The organism is Micromonospora sp. HB375 (assembly GCF_017872985.1).
GTDB lineage: Bacteria > Actinomycetota > Actinomycetes > Mycobacteriales > Micromonosporaceae > Micromonospora > Micromonospora chalcea.
Genome location: NZ_JAGGJO010000001.1, coordinates 4684750 through 4711132, shown reverse-complemented (window position 1 = coordinate 4711132; position 26383 = coordinate 4684750). Strand labels below are relative to the sequence as shown.

At 73.5% G+C, this 26383-nt stretch carries 3 protein-coding genes and 3 pseudogenes; all 6 read left to right on the top strand.

Annotated features, from left to right (window positions below; all coding sequences use genetic code 11):
- The first annotated feature begins 108 nt into the window (after nt 1-108).
- Nucleotides 109-5670 carry a type I polyketide synthase gene (locus J3R08_RS20640; protein WP_209962526.1) on the top strand — a complete coding sequence of 1854 codons (5562 nt, stop codon included), beginning with the start codon at nt 109-111 and terminating at the stop codon, nt 5668-5670.
- 44 nt (nt 5671-5714) lie between these two features.
- Nucleotides 5715-10901, top strand: a pseudogene (locus J3R08_RS32870) (SDR family NAD(P)-dependent oxidoreductase); the annotation flags it as partial.
- A 147-nt stretch (nt 10902-11048) separates the two neighbouring features.
- Nucleotides 11049-14561 (top strand): annotated as a pseudogene (locus J3R08_RS32865) (type I polyketide synthase); the annotation flags it as partial.
- A 115-nt stretch (nt 14562-14676) separates the two neighbouring features.
- A pseudogene (locus tag J3R08_RS32505) lies at nt 14677-14982 on the top strand (KR domain-containing protein); the annotation flags it as partial.
- Nucleotides 14977-24981: a type I polyketide synthase gene (locus J3R08_RS32500; protein WP_374102412.1), complete on the top strand. Its 10005-nt coding sequence runs from the start codon at nt 14977-14979 to the stop codon at nt 24979-24981. The pseudogene J3R08_RS32505 and the gene J3R08_RS32500, both read left to right, overlap by 6 nt.
- Nucleotides 24982-25223: 242 nt before the next feature.
- Nucleotides 25224-26072 (top strand): metallophosphoesterase, encoded by an 849-nt coding sequence (locus tag J3R08_RS20630; RefSeq protein WP_043331321.1) that lies wholly within the window; start codon nt 25224-25226, stop codon nt 26070-26072.
- Nucleotides 26073-26383 lie beyond the last annotated feature (311 nt).

Sequence of the window (26383 nt, the reverse complement as noted above, 5' to 3'; positions counted from 1 at the left end):
GCTCTCGGCCGAGCGAGCCGAACGACAGATACAGGTGTCGCCTGAGACTTCTGCGCATTCGTACCGTCGCTTACGTCGAGTCTCCGCCGTGAATCGCGATGGGCTGGGTTGATGGACACCGAAGAGAAGCTCCGGGAGTACCTGAAGAGAGTCACCGCCGACCTGCGGCGGACCCGGCAACGGCTCCGGGACGTCGAGGCCGACGCGCAGCAGCCCATCGCGATCGTCGGCATCGGCTGCCGGTTCCCCGGCGGGGTGCGCACCGCCGAGGAACTGTGGGATCTCGTCGCGTCCGGCGGTGACGCGATCGCCTCCTTCCCCACCGACCGCGGCTGGGATCTCGACGCGCTCTACGACCCGGAGCGGTCCCGGCCGGGCACCTCCTCGGTCCGGGAGGGCGGATTCGTGGCCGACGCCGCCGAGTTCGACCCTCGGCTGTTCGGGGTCTCGCCGCGCGAGGCCCTCGCCATGGACCCGCAGCAGCGGCTGCTGCTGCAGACCTCGTGGGAGGCCGTCGAGACGGCGGGGATCGACCCCACAAGCCTGAAGGGCGCCCGGGTCGGGGTCTTCGCCGGCATGACCCACAGCGGGTACGCCCACCCGCCGGAGACCCCGCCGGCGGGCGTGGAGGACTACCTCGGTCTCGGCAACGCGGGCAGCATCGCCTCGGGCCGGGTGGCGTACTCGTTCGGGTTCGAGGGGCCGGCGGTGACTGTGGACACGGCGTGTTCGTCGTCGCTTGTGGCGTTGCACCTGGCGGTGCAGGCGCTGCGGTCGGGGGAGTGCGATCTCGCGCTGGCCGGTGGCGTGACGGTGATGCCCACTCCCGCGGTGTTCGTCGACTTCACCCGGCAGGGCAACCTGTCCCCGGTGGCCCGGTGCCGGGCGTTCGCCGACGCGGCCGACGGCACGGCGCTCGCCGAGGGCGTCGGTGTGCTGCTGGTGCAGCGCTTGTCGGACGCGCGACGCGACGGGCGTCGGGTCCTGGCGGTGGTGCGGGGTTCGGCGGTGAACCAGGACGGCGCGTCGAATGGTTTGACGGCGCCGAACGGTCCGTCGCAGCAGCGGGTGATCCGGCAGGCGCTCGCCAACGCCCGGCTGGGCGTCGCCGACGTGGACGTGGTGGAGGCGCACGGTACGGGTACGACGTTGGGTGATCCGATCGAGGCGCAGGCGCTGCTCGCCACGTACGGGCAGGGCCGGGATGTGCCGTTGTTGCTCGGGTCGGTGAAGTCGAACATCGGTCACACGCAGGCGGCTGCGGGGGTGGCTGGGATCATCAAGATGATCTTGGCGATGCGGTACGGGACCGTGCCGGCGACGCTGCATGTGGATGTGCCGTCGTCGCATGTGGATTGGTCGTCGGGTGCGGTGGAGCTGGTGACCCAGGCGCGCGAGTGGCCGGGCGTCGAGCGCCCTCGGCGGGCGGGTGTGTCGTCGTTCGGCATCTCGGGGACCAATGCGCACGTGGTCCTGGAACAGCCGGAGGCCGAAGCCGATCCCGAGCCCGTCGCGGCGCCGGTGGGTGTGCCGGTGCCGTGGGTGGTGTCGGGGCGTTCGGAGCGTGCTCTGGTGGGGCAGGCGTCGAGGTTGGCGTCGTTCGTGCCGGGATCTGGCGTGTCGTCGTGGGACGTGTCGTGGTCGTTGGTGACGTTGCGGGCTGCGTTGGAGCATCGCGCGGTGGTGTGGGGCTCGGACGTGGACGAGCTGGTGGCCGGGCTGTCGGCTGTTGCCGAGGGCCGGTCTGCGGGTGTGGTGTCGGCGGGTCGTCGGGCGGTGTTGTTCACGGGTCAGGGTTCGCAGCGTGTGGGTATGGGCCGGGAGTTGTACGAGGCGTTCCCGGTGTTCGCGGCGTCGTTCGACGAAGTGTGCGCGGAGATTGATCCGCGTCTGCCGCGTGCGTTGCGCGAGGTGGTGTTCGCGGAGCCGGGTTCGGAGACTGCGGCTCTGGTGGATCAGACGGTGTTCGCGCAGGCGGGGTTGTTCGCGGTGGAGGTGGCGTTGTGGGAGTTGCTCGCGTCGTGGGGTGTGCGGGCGGATTTCCTGGCGGGTCATTCGATCGGTGAGGTGACGGCCGCGTACGTGTCGGGGATGTTGTCGCTGTCGGATGCCTGTTCCCTGGTGGCGGCGCGGGGTCGGTTGATGCAGGCGTTGCCGGCCGGTGGCGTGATGGCGGCGGTCGGTGCGTCGGAGGAGGCTGTCGCCGAGCTGCTCGGTGCGTCGGGCGTGGCGGTGGACGTGGCGGCGGTGAACGGTCCGGCGTCGGTGGTGGTGTCGGGTGCCGTCGGCGAGGTGGCTTCGGTGGTGGCGGCCTGCCGTGAGCGGGGTTGGCGGGTCAAGGAACTGGCGGTCAGTCACGCGTTCCATTCGCGGTTGATGGATCCGATGCTGGACGAGTTCGCGTCGGTGGTGGCGGGGCTGGACTGGCAGCCGCCGCGGGTGCCGGTGGTGTCGAACGTGACCGGCGCGGTCGCGGACGCGGCGGAGCTGACCGACCCGGGCTACTGGGTGCGGCACGTACGCCAGCCGGTGCGGTTCGCCGACGCGGTGCGCACCCTCCACCAGCAGGACGTCACCCAGTTCCTGGAGGTCGGCCCCGACGCCGTACTCACCGCCATGGCGCAGGACTGCGTCGAGGCGGCCGGCGAGGTCCGGTTCACCGCCACGATGCGCGCCGGGCACTCCGAGGCCGACACGCTGCGCACCGCCCTCGCCGAGTGGTACGTCACCGGCGGCCACGTCGACTGGACCGGATACCTCGCCGCCCTGGACGGGTCCGGCCCCGAGCGGGCAGCCGAGGCACGCCCCCGCGCCATCGCCCTGCCCACGTACGCCTTCGACCAGCAGCGCTACTGGCTCAATGCCAGCGCGGGGGTCGAGACGGCGCCCGGGCTCGGTGTCCGCCCCGTCGACCACGCGCTGCTCGGCGCCGCCGTACGCGTCGCCGACGACGACGTACGGGTCTTCGGCACCGAACTCTCCGTACTGACACACCCGTGGCTCGCCGAACACGTCGTCTGGGACTCGGTGGTGGTGCCCGGCGCCGCCCTGGTCGAGATGGTCCTGCACGCGGGCGCGCAGGTCGGCTGCGACACCCTCGACGAGCTGACCCTCCAGGCCCCGCTGGCGCTCGCCGAGGACGGCACCCGGGCGGTGCAGGTGAAACTGGGCGCGGCGGATGAGGACGGTCGCCGTACGGTCGCCATCCACTCCCGCGCCGCCGCCGACCCGGACGGCGAGTGGGACCGCCACGCGGCGGGCGTCCTCGCCCCCGCCGTACCGCAGCCCGACCGGTCCGATCCGGCGCCGTGGCCGCCCAGCGCCGCCACCGCCGTCGCGGTCGACGGGATCTACACCGAGCTGTCCCGTCTGGGCGTCGAATACGGCCCCCTCTTCCGTGGCCTGCGCGCCGTCTGGCGCACCGGCGACGAGGTGTGCGCCGAGGTGGCGGTGCCCGACGGCACCGAGGTCGCCGGCTTCAGCCTGCATCCCGCCCTGCTGGACGCTGCGCTGCACGTCGTCGGCCTGCTCGACTCCGACGCGGAGGATGCCTCCGGCGTACGCCTGCCCTTCGCCTGGACCGGCGTCACCCTCTCGGCGGTCGGCGCGACCGCGCTGCGGGTACGCGCCCGGCGCAGCGGCGGCGGCGTGGCCCTGACCCTGACCGACCCGGCCGGCGCCCCCGTCGCCCGGATCGACTCCCTGGTCTCCCGCCCCGTCACCGCCGACCAGGTGCGCGGCGGTGACTCCGCAGCCGACCCGCTGTACGCCGTCAACTGGCAGAGCGTGCGGCCGGGTACCCCGGCGACCGTCCGGGTGGTGCTCCTCGGCGACGCGCCGTCCGACCTGTCCGAGATCGCCAGGTACAGGCTCGCCGAGCTGGCGGAGGCGGTCGACTCCGGCCGGATCGACCCGGAACTGGTGCTGCTCGCCGCGTACACCGACGACGAGGACGCCCCGGTTCCCGCCGCGACGCGGAGCCGGCTCACGGCGGTGCTGGCCGCCGTCCAGGGCTGGCTCGCCGACGACCGGCTGGCACAGCGGCGGCTGGTCGTGCTGACCCGCGGGGCCGTCGCCGCCGGCGACACCTGTCGTACGGGCGACCTGCCCGGCGCGGCGGTCTGGGGCCTGCTGCGCTCGGCCCAGGCGGAGCACCCCGACCGCTTCGTGCTCGTGGACCTCGACGAGGCGCGGCAGCCGGAGTCCTGCACCGTGGACCTGGTGGCCCGTGCGGTCGCCACCGGCGAACCCCAACTGGCGGTCCGGGACGAGCAGGTGCTGGCGCCCCGGCTCGCGCCAGCCGTCCTCGACCCGGCGCCGGCCACCGCCCTCGACCCCGACGGGACGGTCCTGGTCACCGGGGCCACCGGCGCCCTCGGCGGTCTGCTGGCCCGGCACCTGGTCAGTACGCACAAGGTGCGCCACCTGCTGCTGGTCAGCCGCCGCGGAACCGACGCCCCCGGCGCGGCGGAGCTGCTCGCCGAGCTGACCGCGCTGGGTGCGCAGGCCCGCCTGGTCGCCGCCGACGTGGCGGACCGGGACCGCCTGGCCGCGGTGCTGGCCGACGTTCCCGCCGAGCACCCGCTCACCGGCGTGGTGCACGCCGCCGGCGTCCTCGACGACACGGTGATCTCGGCGCTGACCCCCGGCCGGCTGTCAGCCGTTCTCTCCGCCAAGGCCGACGCCGCCTGGCACCTGCACGAGCTGACCCGATCGCGGCCGCTGGCGATGTTCGTCCTCTTCTCGTCCGTCGCCGGTGTCCTCGGCGGCCCCGGGCAGGGCAACTACGCCGCCGCGAACGCGTTCCTCGACGGCCTCGCCGGGCACCGGCACGCCTGCGGCCTCGCCGCCACGTCCCTGTCCTGGGGCCTCTGGGCCGCGGACAGCGGGATGACGGGCGCACTCGACGCCGCCGGGCGGCAGCGGATGAGCCGCAACGGCCTCAGCCCGCTCGGCACCGGCCAGGCGTTGCGCCTCTTCGACGCCGGCCTGCACGGTGGACGCCCCCACCTGGTGCCGGCGCTGCTCGACCTCGCCGCGCTGCGCCGCCAGGCCGACGCCGGCCAGCTCCCGGCGCCGCTGCGCGGCCTGGTCCGGGCCCGGCGGCGCGTCGTCGACGGCGGCGGCGACGGCGGCCCGTCCTTCGCGCAGCGCCTCGCCGGCACGCCCGAGGCCGAACGCGGCCGGCTGGTGGAGGACCTGGTCAAGGCGCAGGTCATCGAGGTACTCGGCTACCCGCCGGCCACCGTCGTGCCGTCCGGGCAGACGTTCACCGGCCTCGGCTTCGACTCGCTGACAGCCGTGGAGCTGCGCAACCGGCTGACCGCCCTCACCGGCATCCGGCTGCCGGCGAGCCTCATCTTCGACTGCCCCACGCCCGCCGCCCTCGCCGACTTCCTGCTGGTCGACGCCGCCCCGCCGAAGCCCGAACCGGGCCTGCTCGCCGAGCTGGACCGGCTGGAGGCCGCGTTCGCCGCGACCGCGCCGGAGGAACTGGAGCGGCTGGCCGCCGACGACGAGACGCGTACCGCCGTGGCGGTCCGCCTCCGGGCGCTGGTCACCCGGTGGAGCGACACCACCGACCGGCCCGACGACGTCGGCCAGGCGCTCGACGACGCCTCGGACGACGAGCTGTTCGACTTCATCGACCAGAAGTTCGGCCGATCCTGACCACGAGTCCGCCGCTTGCCCCTTAGCGACAGGTGATCAACCCGATGGCGAACGAAGCCAAGCTCCGCGAGTACCTCAAGCGCGTCACCGCTGACCTGCACGAGACCAGCGAGCGCCTGCGGGCCGTCGACGAGCAGAATCACGAGCCGATCGCGATCGTGGCGATGGGCTGCCGCTACCCGGGCGGGGTGCGGACTCCGGAGGCGCTGTGGCGGCTGGTCGAGTCCGGCGTCGACGCCGTCACACCCTTCCCGGCGGACCGGGGCTGGGACGTGGAGAGCCTCTACGACCCCGATCCCGAGGCGCACGGCAAGTCGTACACCCGCGAGGGCGGCTTCCTGCACGACGCCGGCGAGTTCGACGGCGGCTTCTTCGGCATCTCGCCCCGCGAGGCGCTGGCCATGGACCCGCAGCAGCGCCTCCTGCTGGAGGTCGCCTGGGAGACGGTCGAGCGGGCCGGCATCGCCGCGGACTCGCTCAAGGGCAGCCGCACCGGCGTCTTCACCGGCGTCATGTACCACGACTACGTCTCCCGGCTCAACGGCGTGCCGCAGGAGGTCGAGGCGTTCGTCGGCACGGGCAACCACGGCAGCGTCGTCTCCGGCCGGATCGCGTACACGTTCGGCTTCGAGGGCCCGGCCGTCACCGTCGACACCGCCTGCTCGTCCTCACTGGTGGCGCTGCACCTCGCCGTCCAGGCCCTGCGTTCCGGCGAGTGCACCCTCGCGCTGGCCGGCGGTGTCACCGTCATGTCCAGCCCCGACACGTTCGTCGGCTTCAGCCGCCAGCGTGGCCTGTCCCCGGACGGGCGGTGCAAGTCCTTCGCGGCCACCGCCGACGGCACCGGCTGGAGCGAGGGCGCCGGGCTGCTGCTGCTGGAGCGGCTCTCCGACGCGCAGCGCAACGGCCACCGGGTGCTCGCCGTCGTGCGCGGCAGCGCGGTCAACTCCGACGGCGCCTCCAACGGCCTCACCGCTCCGCACGGCCCGTCGCAGCAACGCGTGATCCGCCAGGCCCTCGCCAACGCCCGGCTCGCCCCGGCCGACGTGGACGCCGTCGAGGCCCACGGCACCGGCACCCGCCTCGGTGATCCCATCGAGGCGCAGGCCCTGCTCGCCACGTACGGCCGGGACCGGGCCGACGACCAGCCCCTGTGGCTCGGGTCGATCAAGTCGAACCTCGGGCACACCCAGGCCGCGGCCGGCGTCGCCGGCGTCATCAAGATGGTCATGGCGATGCGTCACGGCGTCCTGCCGCGCACCCTGCACGTCGACGAGCCGTCCCCGCACGTCGACTGGTCGGCCGGCGCGGTGAGCCTGCTCCGCGAGCCGCGCCCGTGGCCGCGTGCGACGAGGCCCATGCGCGCGGGCGTCTCCTCGTTCGGTGTCAGCGGCACCAACGCCCACGTCATCGTCGAGGCCGCCCCGCCCGCGCCGCAGCCGGCCACCGACGCCGTCACCGGCCCCGACCCGCTGCCGTGGGTCGTCTCCGCGCGCAGCGCCGCAGCGCTCGGCGCCCAGGCCGACCGGCTGCGCTCCTGGCTCGCCGAGCACCCCGACGCCGCGCCGGCCGCCGTGGGCCGGGCCCTGGCCACCGGCCGGTCCGTCCTGGAACACCGGGCGGTGCTGCTCGGCGCCGACCGGGACGAACTGCTCGCCGGGCTCGGCGCGCTGGCCGACGGGGTCCCGGCCGCGTCCGTGCGGCGCGGGGTCGCCAGTCCCACCCGCGTCGCCGTGCTCTGCACCGGCCAGGGCGCCCAGCGCGTCGGCATGGGCCAGCGGTTGTACGCCGCCTTCCCGGCCTTCGCCGACGCCTTCGACGCCGCCTGCGCGGAGCTGGACAGGCACCTCGACCGGCCGCTGCGCGGCGTGCTCGACGGCCCCGCCGACGTGCTCGACCGTACCGGGTACGCCCAGGCGGCGCTCTTCGCCGTCGAGGTCGCCGCCTACCGGCTCGTCGAGTCCTGGGGTGTCGTGCCGGACTTCGTGGCCGGGCACTCGGTCGGCGAGGTGGCCGCCGCGCACATCGCCGGCGTGCTGTCGCTGCCCGACGCCGCCCGCCTGGTGGCCGCCCGGGGCACCCTGATGCAGGCGCTGCCCACCGGTGGCGCCATGGTGTCGATCCGCGCCACCGAGGCGGAGGTCCGCGCGCACCTGGCCACCGTCGGCGGGACGCCCGGCGCCGGGCTGGCCGCCGTCAACGGCCCGGAGTCCGTCGTCGTCTCCGGCGACGAGGACGCCGTGCTGGCGGTCGCCGCACACTTCGCAGCCCTCGGCCGCAGCACCAGGCGGCTGCGGGTCAGCCACGCGTTCCACTCCGCCCGCATGGACCCGATGCTCGACGCGTTCGGCGACGTGCTCGGGCAACTGACCTTCGCCGCGCCCCGCATCCCCGTGGTCTCCACCGTGACCGGAGCGGTGCTCGACCCCGACGAGGTGTGTTCCCCGGCGTACTGGCTGCGCAACGTCCGCGACACGGTCCGCTTCGACGCCGCCGTGACCACGCTGCGTGAGCTGGGTGTCGGCGCGTACGTCGAGGTGGGCCCGGGCGGAGTGCTCTGCGCGCTCACCCAGGAGATCGTCGGCGCGGACCAGGCGGTCTGCGCCCCCGTGCTGCGCGCCGAGCACGACGAGGCGACCACCGCCCTGGCCGCCGCGGCCACCGTGTGGGCCAGGGGCGTGCCGGTGAACTGGACGGCCCTGTTCGCCGGCCCGCCCGTGCCGGTCGACCTGCCCACGTACGCGTTCCAGCGCGAACGCTACTGGCTGCTGCCCCTGCCGCAGCCCGCCGACGTGACCGCCGCCGGGCTGACCCCGACCGGCCACCCGCTGCTCGGCGCGGTGTTCCGCTCGGCCGACGGCGACGAGGTGACGCTCACCGGCAGGTTGTCCGTGGAGACCCAGCCCTGGCTGGCCGAGCACGCCCTGCGCGACGTCGTGCTCCTGCCCGGCACCGGGTTCGTGGAACTGGCGATGCGGGCCGGCGCGGAGGTCGGCGCCGAACGGCTCGCCGAGCTGACCCTCCAGGCGCCGCTGGTGCTGCCCGAGACCGGCGGCGTCGACGTGCAGGTCGCCGCCGAACGCACCGGCGGCGGAGCGTGGCAGCTCACCGTCCACGCCCGCCGCGCCGGCACCGACGACATCTGGGTACGGCACGCCACCGGCCTGCTCACCGAGGAGCCGGATGAGGACACCGGCGTGCTGGCGCAGTGGCCGCCGAGCGACGCCACCTCCCTGGACGTGTCGGAGCTGGCCGGGCGGGCGGCACGGGCCGGGTTCGCGTACGGCCCGGCCTTCTCCGGGCTGCGTGCCGCCTGGCGCGTCGGCGCGGACGTGTACGCCGAGGTGGCGCTGCCCGAGCCGGCGGCCGGCGACGCCGGTGGGTACGGGCTGCACCCGGCGTTGCTCGATGCCGCCGTGCAGGCGGTCGGGCTGGGCATCGTCGACCCCGGCGAGGCCCGGATGCCGTTCGCCTGGTCCGACGTGACGCTGTCCGCCCACGGCGCCGACACGCTGCGGGTGCGGTTGACCCCCACCGGTCCGGACACGGTGTCCATGCTGGTCGCCGACGCCACCGGGGCGCCGGTCGCCCGGGTCGGCTCCCTGGTGCTGCGGCCCCTGCCGGCGGGGGAGCTCACCGCCGGCGGGTCCGCGTGGCGGCGCTCGCTGTTCCGCCTCGACTGGCTCCGGCACCCCGTCGCCGGGGGCGCTGCCGACGGCACGACCTGGGCGGTGCTCGGCGAACGTCCCGCCCCGCTGCCGTCCGGCCCGCCCGCCGCCCGGTACGCCGACCTCGACGCGCTCTGCGACGCCGGGGTACCCGACGCCGTGCTGTACCCGGTGGCCGGCGCGACCGGCCCCGGCGCCGTCCACGACCTGCTCGCCGAGGTCCTCGCCGTGCTCCAGGGCTGGCTCGCCGCCGAACCGCACACCGGCGACTCCCGGCTGGTGGTCCTCACCGGCGGCGCCGTCGCCGTGGACGACGACGCGGAGGTCACCGACCTGGCCGGCGCCGCCGTGTGGGGCCTGCTCCGCTCCGCCCAGGCCGAGCACCCCGGCCGCTTCCTCGTCGTCGACGTCGACGACGAGGAGAACTGCGCGGCCGTCCTCGCCGGCCTGCTGTCGGCCGACGAGCCGCAGGCGGCGGTACGCGACGGGGCGCTCCGCGTGCCCCGGCTCGTCGCCGCCCCGGAACCCGACGCGCCGGCGCCGGCGCTGGACCCGGAGGGCACGGTGCTGGTCACCGGCGGCACCGGTGCCCTCGGCGCACTGACCGCCCGCCACCTGGTCACCCGGTACGGGGCCCGGCACCTGCTGCTCACCAGCCGGCGCGGCGCCGACGCCGACGGCGCAGCCGACCTGGTCGCCGCCCTCGCCGACCTGGGCGCCACCGCGACTGTCGAGGCGTGCGACGCCGCCGACCGGGCCGCCCTCGCCGCGCTGCTGGACCGGATCGACCCGGCGCACCCGCTGACCGGCGTGGTGCACACCGCCGGCGTGCTGGCCGACCGCACCCTGACCTCGCTCACCCCCGAGACGCTCGGCGACGTGCTGCGGCCGAAGGTGGACGCCGCCGCGAACCTGCACGAGCTGACCGCCGCCGGCCGCCTCGCGCTCTTCGTCACGTACTCCTCGGCGGCGGGCGTGACGGGCAGCCCCGGTCAGGCCAACTACGCGGCGGCCAGCGCCTTCCTGGACGCGCTCGCCCACCGGCGACGGGCCGCGGGCCTGCCGGCGCACTCGCTGGCCTGGGGCCCGTGGGCGGAGTCGGGCGGCGGCATGACCGCCGGCCTCGACCGCGCCGACACCGACCGGCTGGCCCGGGCCGGCGTACGGCCGCTTCCCGCGGCGGACGGCCTCGCGCTCCTCGACGCCGCCCTGCTCACCGGCCTGCCCGCGACGGTGCCGATGGCGCTGGACGGGCCGGCGCTGCGCGCCCAGGCCGAGGCGGGCACCCTGCCGTCGGTCCTGCGCGGCCTGGTCCGGGCGCCCCGGCGCCGCGCCGCGCGGTCCGGTCCGGCGGAGACCGCCGCGCTGACCGGGCGGCTCGCCGGCCTCGACCGCGAGGAGCGCGCCGCGGCCCTGCTGCGGCTCGTCCTCGACCAGGTCGCGACGGTCCTGGGGTACGCCGACGCCGCCGCCGTCGAGGCCGGGCGTCCGTTCACCGAGCTCGGTTTCGACTCGCTCACCGCCGTCGAACTGCGCAACCGGCTGGGCGCGGTCACCGGCCTGCGCCTGCCCGCGACGCTGGTCTTCGACCACCCGACCCCGCTCGCCCTCGCCGACCACCTGGACGCCGAGACCGCAACGGACGCCGGCACCCGGGCGGCTCCGGTAGCCGCCGTCGCGGCGCTCGACGAGCCGATCGCGATCGTCGGCATGAGCTGCCGCTACCCCGGCGGCGTACGCAGCCCCGAGCAACTGTGGGACCTCCTCGTCTCCGGTGGCGACGGCATCACCGGCTTCCCCGCCGACCGCGGCTGGGACGTCGACGACCTGTACGACCCGTCCGGCGCGCGCCGGGGCAGCAGCTACGCCCGCGAGGGCGGCTTCCTGGCCGACGCCGCCGACTTCGACGCCGACCTGTTCAAGATCTCGCCGCACGAGGCCCTCGCCATGGACCCGCAGCAGCGGCTGCTGCTGGAGACCTCGTGGGAGGCCATCGAGGACGCCCGGATCGACCCGCTCGCGCTGCGTGGCCGCCCCGTCGGCGTGTTCGCCGGCATGATGTACCACAACCACGCCGCAGGGCTGGCCGACGTCCCCGAGACCCTCGACGGCTACCTCGGCGTCGGCACGGCCAGCAGCGTGTTGTCGGGTCGGGTGGCGTACTCGTTCGGGTTCGAGGGCCCGGCGGTGACTGTGGACACGGCGTGTTCGTCGTCGCTTGTGGCGTTGCACCTGGCGGTGCAGGCGCTGCGGTCGGGGGAGTGCGACCTGGCGCTGGCCGGCGGCGTCACGGTGATGGCGACGCCCGAGACGTTCATCGACTTCTCCCGGCAGCGGGGCATGGCCCCCGACGGCCGCTGCAAGTCGTTCTCCGACGCGGCGGACGGCACGGGCTGGTCCGAGGGCGTCGGGGTGCTGCTGGTGCAGCGGCTGTCGGACGCGCGGCGTGACGGGCGCCGGGTCCTCGCGGTCGTGCGGGGCACGGCCGTCAACCAGGACGGCGCGTCGAACGGGTTGACGGCGCCGAACGGCCCGTCGCAGCAGCGGGTGATCCGGCAGGCCCTCGCGAACGCCCGGCTGGGCGTCGCCGACGTCGACGTCGTGGAGGCGCACGGCACGGGCACGACGCTGGGCGACCCCATCGAGGCCCAGGCGCTGCTCGCCACGTACGGGCAGGACCGCGACGACCGGGACGCGCTGCTGCTGGGGTCGGTGAAGTCGAACATCGGTCACACGCAGGCGGCTGCGGGGGTGGCGGGTGTCATCAAGATGATCTTGGCGATGCGGTACGGGGTGGTGCCGGCGTCGTTGCACGTGGATGTGCCCTCGTCGCATGTGGACTGGTCGTCGGGTGCGGTGGAGTTGGTGACGGCCTCGCGTGAGTGGCCGGGCGTGGAGCGTCCCCGGCGGGCGGGTGTGTCGTCGTTCGGCATCTCGGGGACGAACGCGCACGTGATCATCGAGCAGGCGGAGCCGGAGCACGCCGCGGGGTCTGCCGCGCCGGTCGGGTTGCCGGTGCCGTGGGTGGTGTCGGGGCGTTCGAAGCGGGGTCTGGTGGGTCAGGCGGCGCGGTTGGCGTCGTTCGTGCGGGAACGGTCCGGCCTTGCGGTGGCGGACGTGTCGTGGTCGTTGGCGACGACTCGGGCTGCGTTGGAGCACCGCGCGGTGGTGTGGGGTTCGTCGGTGGACGAGTTGGTTGCTGGTCTGTCGGCGGTGGCTGAGGGCCGGTCTGCGGGTGTGGTGTCGGCGGGTCGTCGGGCGGTGTTGTTCACGGGTCAGGGTTCGCAGCGTGTGGGTATGGGCCGGGAGTTGTACGAGGCGTTTCCGGTGTTCGCGGCGTCGTTCGACGAGGTGTGCGCCCGTTTTGATGGTTTGTTGCCGCGTGCGTTGCGGGAGGTCGTGTTCGCCGAGGCGGGTACTTCCGATGCCGGCTTGGTGGATCAGACGGTGTTCGCGCAGGCGGGGTTGTTCGCGGTTGAGGTGGCGTTGTGGGAGTTGCTCGCGTCGTGGGGTGTGCGGGCTGATTTCCTGGCGGGTCATTCGATTGGTGAGGTGACGGCGGCGTACGTGTCGGGGATGTTGTCGTTGGCGGATGCCTGTTCCCTGGTGGCGGCGCGGGGTCGGTTGATGCAGGCTCTGCCGTCGGGTGGGGTGATGGCGGCGGTCGGTGCGTCGGAGGAGGCTGTCGCCGAGCTGCTCGGCGCGTCGGGCGCGGCCGTGGACATCGCGGCGGTCAACGGCCCCGCGTCGGTGGTCGTCTCGGGCGCGGCCGATGAGGTGGCTTCGGTGGTGGGGGCCTGCTGTGAGCGGGGTTGGCGGGTCAAGGAACTGGCGGTCAGTCACGCGTTCCATTCGCGGTTGATGGATCCGATGCTGGAGGAGTTCCGGTCGGTGGTGGCGGGGCTGGACTGGCGGGTGCCGCGGATCCCGATCGTGTCGAACGTGACCGGCGCGGTCGCGGAGCCGCTGGAGCTGGTGGATCCGGAGTACTGGGTGCGGCATGTGCGGCAGCCGGTGCGGTTCGCCGACGGGGTGGCGGCGTTGCGGGCACAGGGGGTGGACACGTTCCTGGAGGTGGGCCCGGACGCGACGTTGACGGCGATGGTGGCGGAGATCGTCGCGGATGCCGGGGTGCGGCGGGTTCCGGCGTCGCGGCGGGACCAGTCGGAGCTCGCTGCGGTGACGGCGGCCTTGGGGCAGTTGTGGGTGGCGGGTGTGCCGGTCGACTGGGCTGCCTACCACGGTCAGACCGGCGCCCGGCCGGGCGTGGTCGACCTGCCCACGTACGCCTTCGACCATCGACGTTACTGGATCAATGCGACGACGCGGTCCTACCGTCCCCCCGCCGCCCGGCGTACCGCCGCCGACGAGGACTTCTGGCGGGCGATCGAGGCGGAGGACCTGACGACCCTCGCCGAGAGCCTGGCCGTCGACGCCGACGCCCCCCTCGCGGACGTGCTGCCGGCGCTGTCCACCTGGCGACGCCGCCGGGACGCCGAGGCGGCCCTCGACTCCTGGCGCTACCGGGTGGCCTGGCAGCCGCTCACGCACGACGCCGCCCGCGCCGAGGCGACCGACTTCCTGCTCGTCGTACCGGCCGGCGCCGACGCGGCCGTGACGGACTGGGCCGCCGCCCTCGGCGCCGCCGGCGGGCGGATCGTCGAGGTCGACGCCACGTGCGACCGCAAGCGCCTCGCCCACGACCTCGCCGAGGCGTCGACCGGCCGCGACGGGGACGTGCTGCCCGTACTCTCCCTGCTGGCCCTCGACACCCGGCCGTACGCCGGGGCCGCCTCCGTGCCGACGGGCCTCGCCGCCACGGTCGCGCTCGCGCAGGCCCTCGGCGACGCCGGGATCACCGCCCGGCTCTGGATCGCCACCCGCGGCGCGGTCTCCGTCGGATCCCGCGACCGGCACGTCGACCCCGTGCAGGCCATGGCGTGGGGCTTCGGCAGCGTGCTGCGCGCCGAGCACCCGCACCGGTGGGGCGGGCTCGTCGACCTCCCCGAGCAGCCCGACCAGAGCGTCGTGCGGATGCTCCGGACGCTGATCGCCGGCACCGGCCGGGAGGACGAGATCGCCCTGCGCGGCACCGGCGGCCACGCCCGCCGGCTCGTTCGTGCGACGTACGGCGACACCGGTGCGCGCGGTTCCTGGACGCCGCGCGGCACGGTGCTGATCACCGGCGGCACCGGGGCACTCGGGGGACACGTCGCCCGCGCGCTGGCCGCCGACGGAGCCGAACACCTCCTCCTGGTCAGCCGGCGGGGGTGGCGAGGCGCCCGGCGCGACCGCCCTCGCCGAGGAACTCGCCGGGCTCGGCACCCGGGTAACCCTCGCGTCCTGCGACGTGGCCGACCGGGCCGCGCTCGCGACGCTGCTCGACTCGATCCCCGCCGAGCTTCCGCTGAGCGCGGTCGTGCACACCGCCGCCGCCCTCGACGACAACGTCGTCGACGCCGTGAGTGTCGACCAGCTGGCCACCGCCCTGCGGGCGAAGGTCGACGCCGCGCGCAACCTGGACGAGCTGACCCGGGGCAGCGACCTCTCCGCCTTCGTCCTCTTCTCCTCCCTCGCCGGCCTCATGGGCGCCGCCGGCCAGGCCACGTACGCGCCCGGCAACGCGTTCCTCGACGCCCTGGCGCAGCGCCGCCGCGCCGAGGGACTGCCGGCGACCTCGCTCGCCTGGGGCCTGTGGGCCGACGGCGGGGTGAGCGCGGGCGACTTCGAACAGCGGCTCAGCCGTACCGGTTTCGGCGCGATGGCGCCGGAGACAGCCGTGCGCGCCTTCAGCCGTGCGCTGGACCGCGACGAGACGTACCTCGTCGTGGCCGACATCGACTGGGCCCGGGTGGCCGCCACCGGTCCGCGGCGCGCCCACCCGCTGGTCCGCGACCTGCTGGCCGAGGCTGGCGCGGCGGTGCCCGCCGACGCCCCGGTGCCGGCGGCCGACCTGCGCCTGCGCCTGTCGGGAATGCCCGGCGCGGAGCAGTTGCGCGTCCTCGGTGAGCTGGTACGCGCCGAGGTCGCCGCCGTGCTCGGCCACGAGTCCGTCGAGCGGGTGGCGCCGGACCGGGCGTTCCAGGATCTCGGTTTCACCTCGCTGGCAGCTGTCGAGCTGCGCAACCGGCTCGACGCGGCGACCGGCCTCGCGCTGCCGACCACGCTCGCCTTCGACTACCCGAACTCGGCGGCTCTGGCCGGCCACATCCACGCCGAGCTGCTCGGCGGGCAGGCGCTGCCCGTCCCCGCCGCCACCGGCCCCGTCGTGGGCGACGACCCGATCGTCATCGTCGGCATGGGCTGCCGTTTCCCGGCCGGAGCCGAGTCCCCGGAGGGGCTCTGGGACCTGCTGACGGCCGGTGCCGACGCGATGTCGGACTTCCCGGCCAACCGGCACTGGGACCTGGAGTCGCTGACCGGCACCGACTCCTACGTCTCGCGCGGTGCCTTCCTGGCCGACGCGGGTGGCTTCGACGCGGAGTTCTTCGGCATCTCGCCGCGGGAGGCGCTCGCCATGGACCCGCAGCAGCGGCTGCTGCTGGAGGTCTCCTGGGAGGCGTTCGAAGACGCCCGGATCGAACCGCTCGCGCTGCGCGGCAGCCGCGTCGGGGTGTTCGCCGGCACCAACGGCCAGGACTACGAGACCGTCGTGCGCGAGGCCGGTGAGTCGCTCGCCGGGTACGGCGCGACGGGTGCCTCCGCGAGCGTGTTGTCGGGTCGGGTGGCGTACTCGTTCGGGTTCGAGGGGCCGGCGGTGACTGTGGACACGGCGTGTTCGTCGTCGCTTGTGGCGTTGCATCTGGCGGCGCAGGCGCTGCGGTCCGGCGAGTGTGACCTCGCGCTGGCCGGCGGCGTCACGGTGATGTCCACCCCGGGCGCCTTCATCGAGTTCTCCCGCCAGGGTGGGCTGTCGGCGGACGGCCGCTGCAAGGCCTTCGCCGAGTCTGCGGACGGCACCGCGTGGGGCGAGGGTGTCGGTGTGCTGGTGGTGCAGCGGTTGTCGGATGCGCGGCGTGACGGGCGTCGGGTGCTGGCGGTGGTGCGGGGTTCGGCGGTGAATCAGGATGGTGCGTCGAATGGTTTGACGGCGCCGAATGGTCCGTCGCAGCAGCGGGTGATCCGGCAGGCGCTGGCGAGTGCGGGTTTGTCGGCGGCTGATGTGGATGTGGTGGAGGCGCACGGTACGGGTACGTCGTTGGGTGATCCGATCGAGGCGCAGGCGTTGTTGGCGACGTACGGGCAGGGCCGGGATGTGCCGTTGTTGTTGGGGTCGGTGAAGTCGAACATCGGTCACACGCAGGCGGCTGCGGGGGTGGCTGGGATCATCAAGATGATCTTGGCGATGCGGTACGGGGCCGTGCCGGCGACGCTGCACGTGGATGTGCCGTCGTCGCATGTGGACTGGTCGTCTGGCGCGGTCGAGTTGGTAACGGCCTCGCGTGAGTGGCCGGGCGTGGAGCGTCCCCGGCGGGCGGGTGTGTCGTCGTTCGGCATCTCGGGCACGAATGCGCACGTGATTTTGGAGCAGCCGGAGCCCGAGGCCGTCCCCGAGGTCGCGGCGGAGCCGGAGTCTGCCCCGGCTTCTGCCGGGGGCGCTTCCGTGGCTTTGCCGGTGCCGTGGGTGGTGTCGGGGCGTTCGGAGCGGGGTCTGTCGGGTCAGGCCGGGCGGTTGGCGTCGTTCGTGCGGGGTCGGTCTGACCTGTCGGTGGCTGATGTGTCGTGGTCGTTGGCGACGACTCGGGCGGCGTTGGAGTATCGGGCGGTGGTGTGGGGCTCGGACGTGGACGAGCTGGTGGTGGGTCTGTCGGCGGTGGCTGAGGGCCGGTCTGCGGGTGTGGTGTCGGCGGGTCGTCGGGCGGTGTTGTTCACGGGTCAGGGTTCGCAGCGTGTGGGTATGGGCCGGGAGTTGTACGAGGCGTTCCCGGTGTTCGCGCAGGCCTTCGACGTGGTGTGTGCGGGGTTTGAGGGTTTGTTGCCGCGTGCGTTGCGGGATGTGGTGTTCGCGCAGGCGGGGTCGGATGAGGCTGCCCTGGTGGATCAGACCGTCTTTGCCCAGGCTGGTCTGTTCGCGGTCGAGGTGGCGTTGTGGGAGTTGCTCGCGTCGTGGGGTGTGCGGGCGGATTTCCTGGCGGGTCATTCGATCGGTGAGGTGACGGCCGCGTACGTGTCGGGGATGTTGTCGCTGTCGGATGCCTGTTCCCTGGTGGCGGCGCGGGGTCGGTTGATGCAGGCTCTGCCGTCGGGTGGGGTGATGGCAGCGGTGGGCGCGGCGGAGGAGGCTGTCGCTGAGCTGCTCGGCGCGTCGGGCGCGGCCGTGGACATCGCGGCGGTGAACGGCCCCGCGTCGGTGGTCGTCTCGGGCGCGGCCGATGAGGTGGCTTCGGTGGTGGGGGCCTGCCGTGAGCGGGGTTGGCGGGTCAAGGAACTGGCGGTGAGTCACGCGTTCCACTCGCGGTTGATGGATCCGATGCTGGACGAGTTCCGGTCGGTGGTGGCGGGGCTGGACTGGCGGGTGCCGCGGGTGCCGATCGTGTCGAACGTGACCGGCGCGGTCGCGGAGCCGCTGGAGCTGGTGGATCCGGAGTACTGGGTGCGGCACGTGCGGCAGCCGGTGCGGTTCGCCGACGGGGTGGCTGCTCTGCGGGGGCAGGGGGTGGACACGTTCCTGGAGGTCGGCCCGGATGCGACGTTGACGGCGATGGTGGCGGAGATCGTCGCGGATGCCGGGGTGCGGCGGGTTCCGGTGTCGCGGCGGGATCAGCCGGAGGTCGGCGTGTTGACGTCGGCGCTGGGGCAGTTGTGGGTGGCGGGTGTGCCGGTCGACTGGGCTGCCTACCACGGTCAGACCGGCGCCCGGCCGGGCGTGGTCGACCTGCCCACGTACGCCTTCGACCACACCTGGTACTGGCCCGAGGCGGCGCCCGCGGCCCGCCGGGACGTGCACGGCGAAGCTCTCGACGGGCGGTTCTGGGCGGCCGTGGAGTCCGGCGACCCCGACCTGGTCGGCGGCGAGCTGGGTGTCGGCGCCGACGAACCGTTCAGCGCGGTCCTGCCGAAGCTCGCGCAGTGGCGGCGGGCCGCACAGCAGCGGTCGACGGTGGACGCCTGGCGCTACCGCGTGGTGTGGCGGCGCCAGGACGTGACCGGAAACGAGAACCTGACCGGCTCCTGGCTGGTGCTGATGGTGCCCGGCCAGGAGGACCACCCGTTGCTGGCCGGGCTGGCGGAGCGGGGCGCCGAGATGATCCCCGTGGTGCTGGACGAGCTGGACCGGGACGGGATCGCGCGTCGGCTGTCCGCCGCCTCGGCGGCCGCAGGACCGGTCGCCGGGATGATCTCGCTGATGTCGCTGGCCGGCGCCGGTGTCGTCGAGGCACTGGCGGTCGCGCAGGCGCTTGCAGTCACTGAGGTCGAGGGTCGGCTGTGGTGGTTGACCAGCGGTGCCGTCTCCGTGGACGACTCCGAGCCTCTGACCGACCTGGACGGTTCTGCGGTGTGGGGTTTGGGTCGGGTGGTGGGTTTGGAGGTGCCGTTGCGGTGGGGTGGTTTGGTGGATTTGCCGGGTGTGTTGGGTGGGGGTGTGTGGGGTTGGTTGTGTGGGGTGTTGTTGTCGGGGGTTGAGGATCAGGTGGCGTTGCGGTCGTCGGGTGTGTTTGTGCGGCGGTTGGTGCGTGCGGGTTGTCCGGCGGGTGCGGGTGCGGGTGCTGGTGGTGGTGGTTTTCGGTTGTCGGGGACGGTGTTGGTGACGGGTGGTACGGGGGCGTTGGGTGCGCGGGTGGCGTTGTGGGCGGTGGGTGTGGGTGCGGAGCATGTGGTGTTGGTGAGTCGGCGTGGTGGTGGTGCGGCGGGTGTGGGTGAGTTGGTGGGGCGGTTGGAGGGTTTGGGTGTGCGGGTGTCGGTGGTGGGTTGTGATGTGGCGGATCGTGGTGCGGTGGCGGGGTTGTTGGGGGATTTGGTGGGTCGGGGTGAGCGGTTGCGGGCGGTGGTGCATGCGGCTGGTGTGGCGCAGTTGACGCCGTTGGGTGAGGTGGGTGTGGGTGAGGTGGAGGAGGTGTTGCGGGCGAAGGTTGGTGGTGCGGTGGTGTTGGATGAGTTGACTGCTGGTTTGGATTTGGATGCGTTTGTAGTGTTTTCGTCGATTGCGGGGGTGTGGGGTTCTGCGGGTCAGGTGGGGTATGCGGCGGCGAATGCGTTTGTGGATGGGTTGGTGGTGTCGCGGCGTGGGCGTGGGTTGGTGGGGACGTCGGTGGCGTGGGGGCCGTGGGCTGAGGCGGGTATGGCGGTGGGGGTGGCGGGGGAGCAGTTGAGTCGGCGTGGTTTGCCGGGGATGGCTCCGGAGTTGGCGGTGGCGGCGTTGCAGCGGGCGCTGGATGGTGGTGAGGGGCAGGTGGTGGTGGCGGATGTGCGGTGGGATCGGTTTGTGCCGTCGTTCACGGCGTTGCGTCCGTCCCGGTTGTTCACCGACATCCCCGAAGCACAGGCGGCGATCGAGGCGGCGTCCCGAGCCGAGACCGGCCCCACCGACCGGGCCTCCGCACTGCGCGAGCGGCTCGCGGCCCTGACGTCGCCGGAGGTCGAGGCGTCCCTGCTGGACCTCGTACGCTCCCAGGTCGCCACGGTGCTCGGCCACGCCACCGTGGAGGCGGTGCGGCCGGACCGGGCGTTCCAGCGTCTCGGCTTCGACTCGCTCACCGCAGTCGAGCTGCGCAACCGGCTGACCGCCGAAACCGGCCTCGCATTGCCCTCCACCCTCGTCTTCGACCACCCGACGCCGGCCGCCCTGGTCGCCTTCATCCGGGAGACCGTGCTCGGAGCATCGGGCGACGCGCCGGCCGACCGCAGGGTCGCCACCGTCGACGACGACCCGATCGTGATCGTCGGCATGGGCTGCCGCCTCCCGGGTGGCGTCGCGTCCCCGGAAGAACTGTGGCAACTGCTCGCCACCGGACGCGACGGCATCTCCGAGTTCCCCCTCGACCGGGGCTGGGACAGCTTCCTCAGCAGCGGCCTGTCCGACACGTCCTTCGCCCGCAGGGGCGGCTTCGTCTACGACGCCGGCGAGTTCGACGCCGAGTTCTTCGGCATCTCGCCGCGGGAGGCGCTCGCCATGGACCCGCAGCAGCGGCTGCTGCTGGAGACCTCGTGGGAGGCAGTCGAGTCGGCGGGCATCGACCCGACCACCCTGCGGGGCGGCGCGGTCGGCGTCTTCGCCGGGGCCAGCTTCCAGGGGTACGCCAGCGGGTCGGTCGGTCGGGCCCAGGAGGTCGGCGGCCACCTGCTCACCGGCAACGCGACAAGCGTGTTGTCGGGCCGGGTGGCGTACTCGTTCGGCTTCGAGGGGCCGGCGGTGACTGTGGACACGGCGTGTTCGTCGTCGCTTGTGGCGTTGCATCTGGCGGCGCAGGCGCTGCGGTCCGGCGAGTGTGACCTCGCCCTGGCCGGCGGCGTCACCGTGATGGCCTCACCGGGCACGTTCGCCGAGTTCTCGATCCAGGGCGGCCTGTCCGCCGACGGCCGCTGCAAGTCGTTCTCGGACGCCGCGGACGGCACGGGTTGGTCCGAGGGTGTCGGGGTGCTGGTGGTGCAGCGGTTGTCGGATGCGCGGCGTGACGGGCGTCGGGTGCTGGCGGTGGTGCGGGGTTCGGCGGTGAATCAGGATGGTGCGTCGAATGGTTTGACGGCGCCGAATGGTCCGTCGCAGCAGCGGGTGATCCGGCAGGCGCTGGCGAGTGCGGGTTTGTCGGCGGCTGATGTGGATGTGGTGGAGGCGCACGGTACGGGTACGTCGTTGGGTGATCCGATCGAGGCGCAGGCGTTGTTGGCGACGTACGGGCAGGGCCGGGATGTGCCGTTGTTGTTGGGGTCGGTGAAGTCGAACATCGGTCACACGCAGGCGGCTGCGGGGGTGGCTGGGATCATCAAGATGATCTTGGCGATGCGGCACGGGACCGTGCCGGCGACGCTGCACGTGGATGTGCCCTCGTCGCATGTGGACTGGTCGTCGGGTGCGGTGGAGCTGGTGACCCGGGCGCGCGAGTGGCCGGGTGCGGGCCGCGCACGCAGGGCTGCCGTGTCGTCGTTCGGGATCTCCGGCACGAACGCGCACGTGATCATCGAGCAGGCGGAGCCGGAGCACGCCGCGGGGTCTGCCGCGCCCGTCGGGGTGCCGGTGCCGTGGGTGCTGTCGGGGCGTTCGAAGCGGGGTCTGGTGGGTCAGGCGGCGCGGTTGGCGTCGTTCGTGCGGGAACGGTCCGGCCTTGCGGTGGCGGACGTGTCGTGGTCGTTGGCGACGACTCGGGCTGCGTTGGAGCACCGCGCGGTGGTGTGGGGTTCGTCGGTGGACGAGTTGGTTGCTGGTCTGTCGGCGGTGGCTGAGGGCCGGTCTGCGGGTGTGGTGTCGGCGGGTCGTCGGGCGGTGTTGTTCACGGGTCAGGGTTCGCAGCGTGTGGGTATGGGCCGGGAGTTGTACGAGGCGTTCCCGGTGTTCGCGGCGTCGTTCGACGAAGTGTGCGCGGAGATTGATCCGCGTCTGCCGCGTGCGTTGCGCGAGGTGGTGTTCGCGGAGCCGGGTTCGGAGACTGCGGCTCTGGTGGATCAGACGGTGTTCGCGCAGGCGGGGTTGTTCGCGGTGGAGGTGGCGTTGTGGGAGTTGCTCGCGTCGTGGGGTGTGCGGGCGGATTTCCTGGCGGGTCATTCGATCGGTGAGGTGACGGCCGCGTACGTGTCGGGGATGTTGTCGCTGTCGGATGCCTGTTCCCTGGTGGCGGCGCGGGGTCGGTTGATGCAGGCGTTGCCGGCCGGTGGCGTGATGGCGGCGGTCGGTGCGTCGGAGGAGGCTGTCGCCGAGCTGCTCGGTGCGTCGGGCGTGGCGGTGGACGTGGCGGCGGTGAACGGTCCGGCGTCGGTGGTGGTGTCGGGTGCCGTCGGCGAGGTGGCTTCGGTGGTGGCGGCCTGCCGTGAGCGGGGTTGGCGGGTCAAGGAACTGGCGGTCAGTCACGCGTTCCATTCGCGGTTGATGGATCCGATGCTGGACGAGTTCGCGTCGGTGGTGGCGGGGCTGGACTGGCAGCCGCCGCGGGTGCCGGTGGTGTCGAACGTGACCGGCGCGGTCGCGGACGCGGCGGAGCTGACCGACCCGGGCTACTGGGTGCGGCACGTGCGGCAGCCGGTGCGCTTCGCCGACGGGGTGGCGACGTTGCGGGCACAGGGGGTGGACACCTTCCTGGAGATCGGCCCGGACGCGGTCCTCACCGCCATGGCCGCCGAGGCGGACACCGCCGACGACGTGCGGTACGTCGCCACGCTGCGCCGCAGCCAGCCCGACGTCACCACCCTCACCACTGCAGCCGGGCAGCTCTGGGCCGCCGGCGTGGCCGTCGACTGGGCGGCGTACCTCGGCCAGACCGGAACCCGGCCGCGCGCGGTGGAACTGCCCACCTACGCCTTCGACAGGCAGCGCTACTGGCTGGAGGACCCCCAGCCCGGCTCGGCTCCGGAGCGGGCCGACGCCCCGTCCGACGAGCAGTTCTGGGCGGCGGTCGAGTCCGGGGACCTCGGCGTGCTGGGCGAGGATCTCGCCGTGGGCGCGGACGAGCCGTCCACGGCGCTGCTGCCCAAGCTCGCCCGGTGGCGGCGGGCGACGCAGCAGCGGGCGGTCGTCGACTCCTGGCGGTACCGGGCGACGTGGCGTACGGCCGCCGTGCCGGACTCCGCGACGTTGGCGGGAACCTGGCTGCTGCTGATGGCGCCCGGGCAGGAGGACCACCCGGTGGCCGCGGCGCTGGCTGCCCGGGCCGACCGGGCGGTCCCGGTGCTGATCCCGGCCGGCGCCGACCGCGACCGGGTGGCGCGGCTGCTGCTGGAGGCGATGAGCTCCGACGCCCGGGACGCCCACGTGGTGTCCCTGCTGTCGCTGGCCGAGCCGCGGGAGGCGTCCCCGGTTCCGGCCGCCGCCGAGGTGTCGACGGCGCTGGCTGTGGTGCAGGCGCTGACCGACGTCGGTGGGTCGGGCCGGTTGTGGTGGCTGACGCGCGGGGCGGTGTCGGTCGGCGACTCGGACGAGCTGGCGGATGTCGCGGGTTCTGCGGTGTGGGGTTTGGGTCGGGTGGTGGGTTTGGAGGTGCCGTTGCGGTGGGGTGGTTTGGTGGATTTGCCGGGTGTGTTGGGTGGGGGTGTGTGGGGTTGGTTGTGTGGGGTGTTGTTGTCGGGGGTTGAGGATCAGGTGGCGTTGCGGTCGTCGGGTGTGTTTGTGCGGCGGTTGGTGCGTGCGGGTTGTCCGGCGGGTGCGGGTGCGGGTGCTGGTGGTGGTGGTTTTCGGTTGTCGGGGACGGTGTTGGTGACGGGTGGTACGGGGGCGTTGGGTGCGCGGGTGGCGTTGTGGGCGGTGGGTGTGGGTGCGGAGCATGTGGTGTTGGTGAGTCGGCGTGGTGGTGGTGCGGCGGGTGTGGGTGAGTTGGTGGGGCGGTTGGAGGGTTTGGGTGTGCGGGTGTCGGTGGTGGGTTGTGATGTGGCGGATCGTGGTGCGGTGGCGGGGTTGTTGGGGGATTTGGTGGGTCGGGGTGAGCGGTTGCGGGCGGTGGTGCATGCGGCTGGTGTGGCGCAGTTGACGCCGTTGGGTGAGGTGGGTGTGGGTGAGGTGGAGGAGGTGTTGCGGGCGAAGGTTGGTGGTGCGGTGGTGTTGGATGAGTTGACTGCTGGTTTGGATTTGGATGCGTTTGTAGTGTTTTCGTCGATTGCGGGGGTGTGGGGTTCTGCGGGTCAGGTGGGGTATGCGGCGGCGAATGCGTTTGTGGATGGGTTGGTGGTGTCGCGGCGTGGGCGTGGGTTGGTGGGGACGTCGGTGGCGTGGGGGCCGTGGGCTGAGGCGGGTATGGCGGTGGGGGTGGCGGGGGAGCAGTTGAGTCGGCGTGGTTTGCCGGGGATGGCTCCGGAGTTGGCGGTGGCGGCGTTGCAGGGGGCGCTGGATGGTGGTGAGGGGCAGGTGGTGGTGGCGGATGTGCGGTGGGATCGGTTTGTGCCGTCGTTCACGGCGTTGCGTCCGTCCCGGTTGTTCACCGACATCCCCGAAGCAGCACAGCCCGCACCGGCCGAGGAGGCGCCGAAGGGCGAGGACCGCGGCGCGGCGTCGGCGCTGCGCGAGCGGCTCGCCGCCGCCTCCGGGCCGGAGCGCGACCGCATCCTGCTCGACCTGGTCCGCGGCACCGCCGCGGCGGTGCTGGGACACGCCACGCCGAGCGGGATCAGGCCCGCCCGCGGCTTCCTCGAACTGGGCTTCGACTCGCTCACCGCAGTCGAGCTGCGCAACCGGCTGACCGCCGCAACGGGCATCGGACTGCCCGCCACCCTCGTCTTCGACCATCCCACCCCGAACGCGCTCGCCGGTCACCTGCGGGCCGAGTTGGCGCCCGAGCAGCCGGCGTTGCCGATCGTGGCCGAGATCGAACGCCTCGACAAGCTCCTCGGCGGGCTGCCGGGCGACCAGGTCGACGACGCGGTCGTCGGTCGGCTGGAGGACCTGCTGACCCGGTGGCGGGGCCGACCCGCCGCCACCGCATCGGCGCCGGCCGCCGCAGAGGAGTTGGAGTCGGCCAGCCGGGACGAGCTCTTCGACATCATCCAGCGGGAGTTCGGCAAGTCCTGAGCGGACACTGCCCGACCCGGGCGGGACGGGCCGGGGAAAGGGGCACCCGATGGCGCCGGACGCCTGGCCGGCGCCGTCGGGCAGGCGCGCCCTTAGGGGTCCACGAAGCCTGTCTAGGGGTGTGCCGGTGTGGATCCGGCTCCGTAGGGTCGGAGCACGCCAGGCCGTCTCGCCCTGCCCACCGGCAGCCGAGCGGTACGGATGTGGGTGCGTGCGGTACCCCGGATGGACGGGAGGTCCGCATGGCCGGATCCGGCTTGCCTCAACTGCTCGCCATCAGCGACCTGCACGTGGTGCACGCGGAGAACAAGGCCATCGTCGAGCGGCTGCGGCCGGAGCGCGACGGCGACTGGCTCGTCGTCGCCGGCGACGTCGGGGAGTTCGTCGGCGACATCGAGTGGGCGCTGGGACTCCTCAGCCGCCGCTTCGCCAAGGTCATCTGGGCCCCCGGCAACCACGAGCTGTGGACTCCCCGCGAGGACCCGATCCAGCTGCGGGGGGACGCGCGCTACCAGCACCTGGTGGAGCTGTGCCGGGGGCTCGGGGTGGTGACTCCGGAGGACCCGTACCCCGTCTGGGACCCGCAGGGCGACGACCCGGTCCTGATCGCGCCGCTGTTCCTGCTCTACGACTACACCTTCCGGCCCCCGGGGACGTACACGAAGGAGCAGGCCCTGGCACGGGCCCACGAGGTCGGCGTGGTCTGCACCGACGAGATCCTGCTGCACCCGGACCCGTACCCGACGCGGGACGCCTGGTGCCGGGCGCGGCTGGCCCTGACGGAGCGCCGGCTCACCGCCGAGCGCGGCGGGCTGCCCACCGTCCTGGTCAACCACTTCCCGCTCGTACGCGAGCCCACCCGGATCCTGCGGTACCCGGAGTTCGCCCAGTGGTGCGGCACCGAGACCACTGCCGACTGGCACGTCCGCTTCGACGCCCGCGTCGCCGTCTACGGTCACCTGCACATCCCGCGCACCACCTGGTACGACGGGGTCCGGTTCGAAGAGGTCTCGGTCGGCTACCCGCGGGAGTGGCGCCGCCGGTCGACGCCCCCCGGCCGGCTGCGCCGCATCCTGCCGTCGGCCGCCTGAATGGCCCTCGTGGCGCTGGTCACCGCCGCTCCCGGAGCCTGCCGGGACGCCGCCCGCGGGCCGGTCGATCAGGGGTTCTCTAGGGGTTGGGCGGGTGTTGGGCGCTCAGTACCGTCCAGTCACGGTGGCGGGCGTGTGTCGGCGGGACTGTCCGGCGTGGCGGGCGCCTGAGCAGGCACGACGACCGGAATCAGGAACAGGTGTGGGTTTCGTGAGCCGAACGGCCGCGTCTGCACCCACCTGTGCACGAAGCCGGCCCGCCGGCGGTGGTGTGGTCAACGAATCGGCAGATTCCGATCGATAGCAAGCTC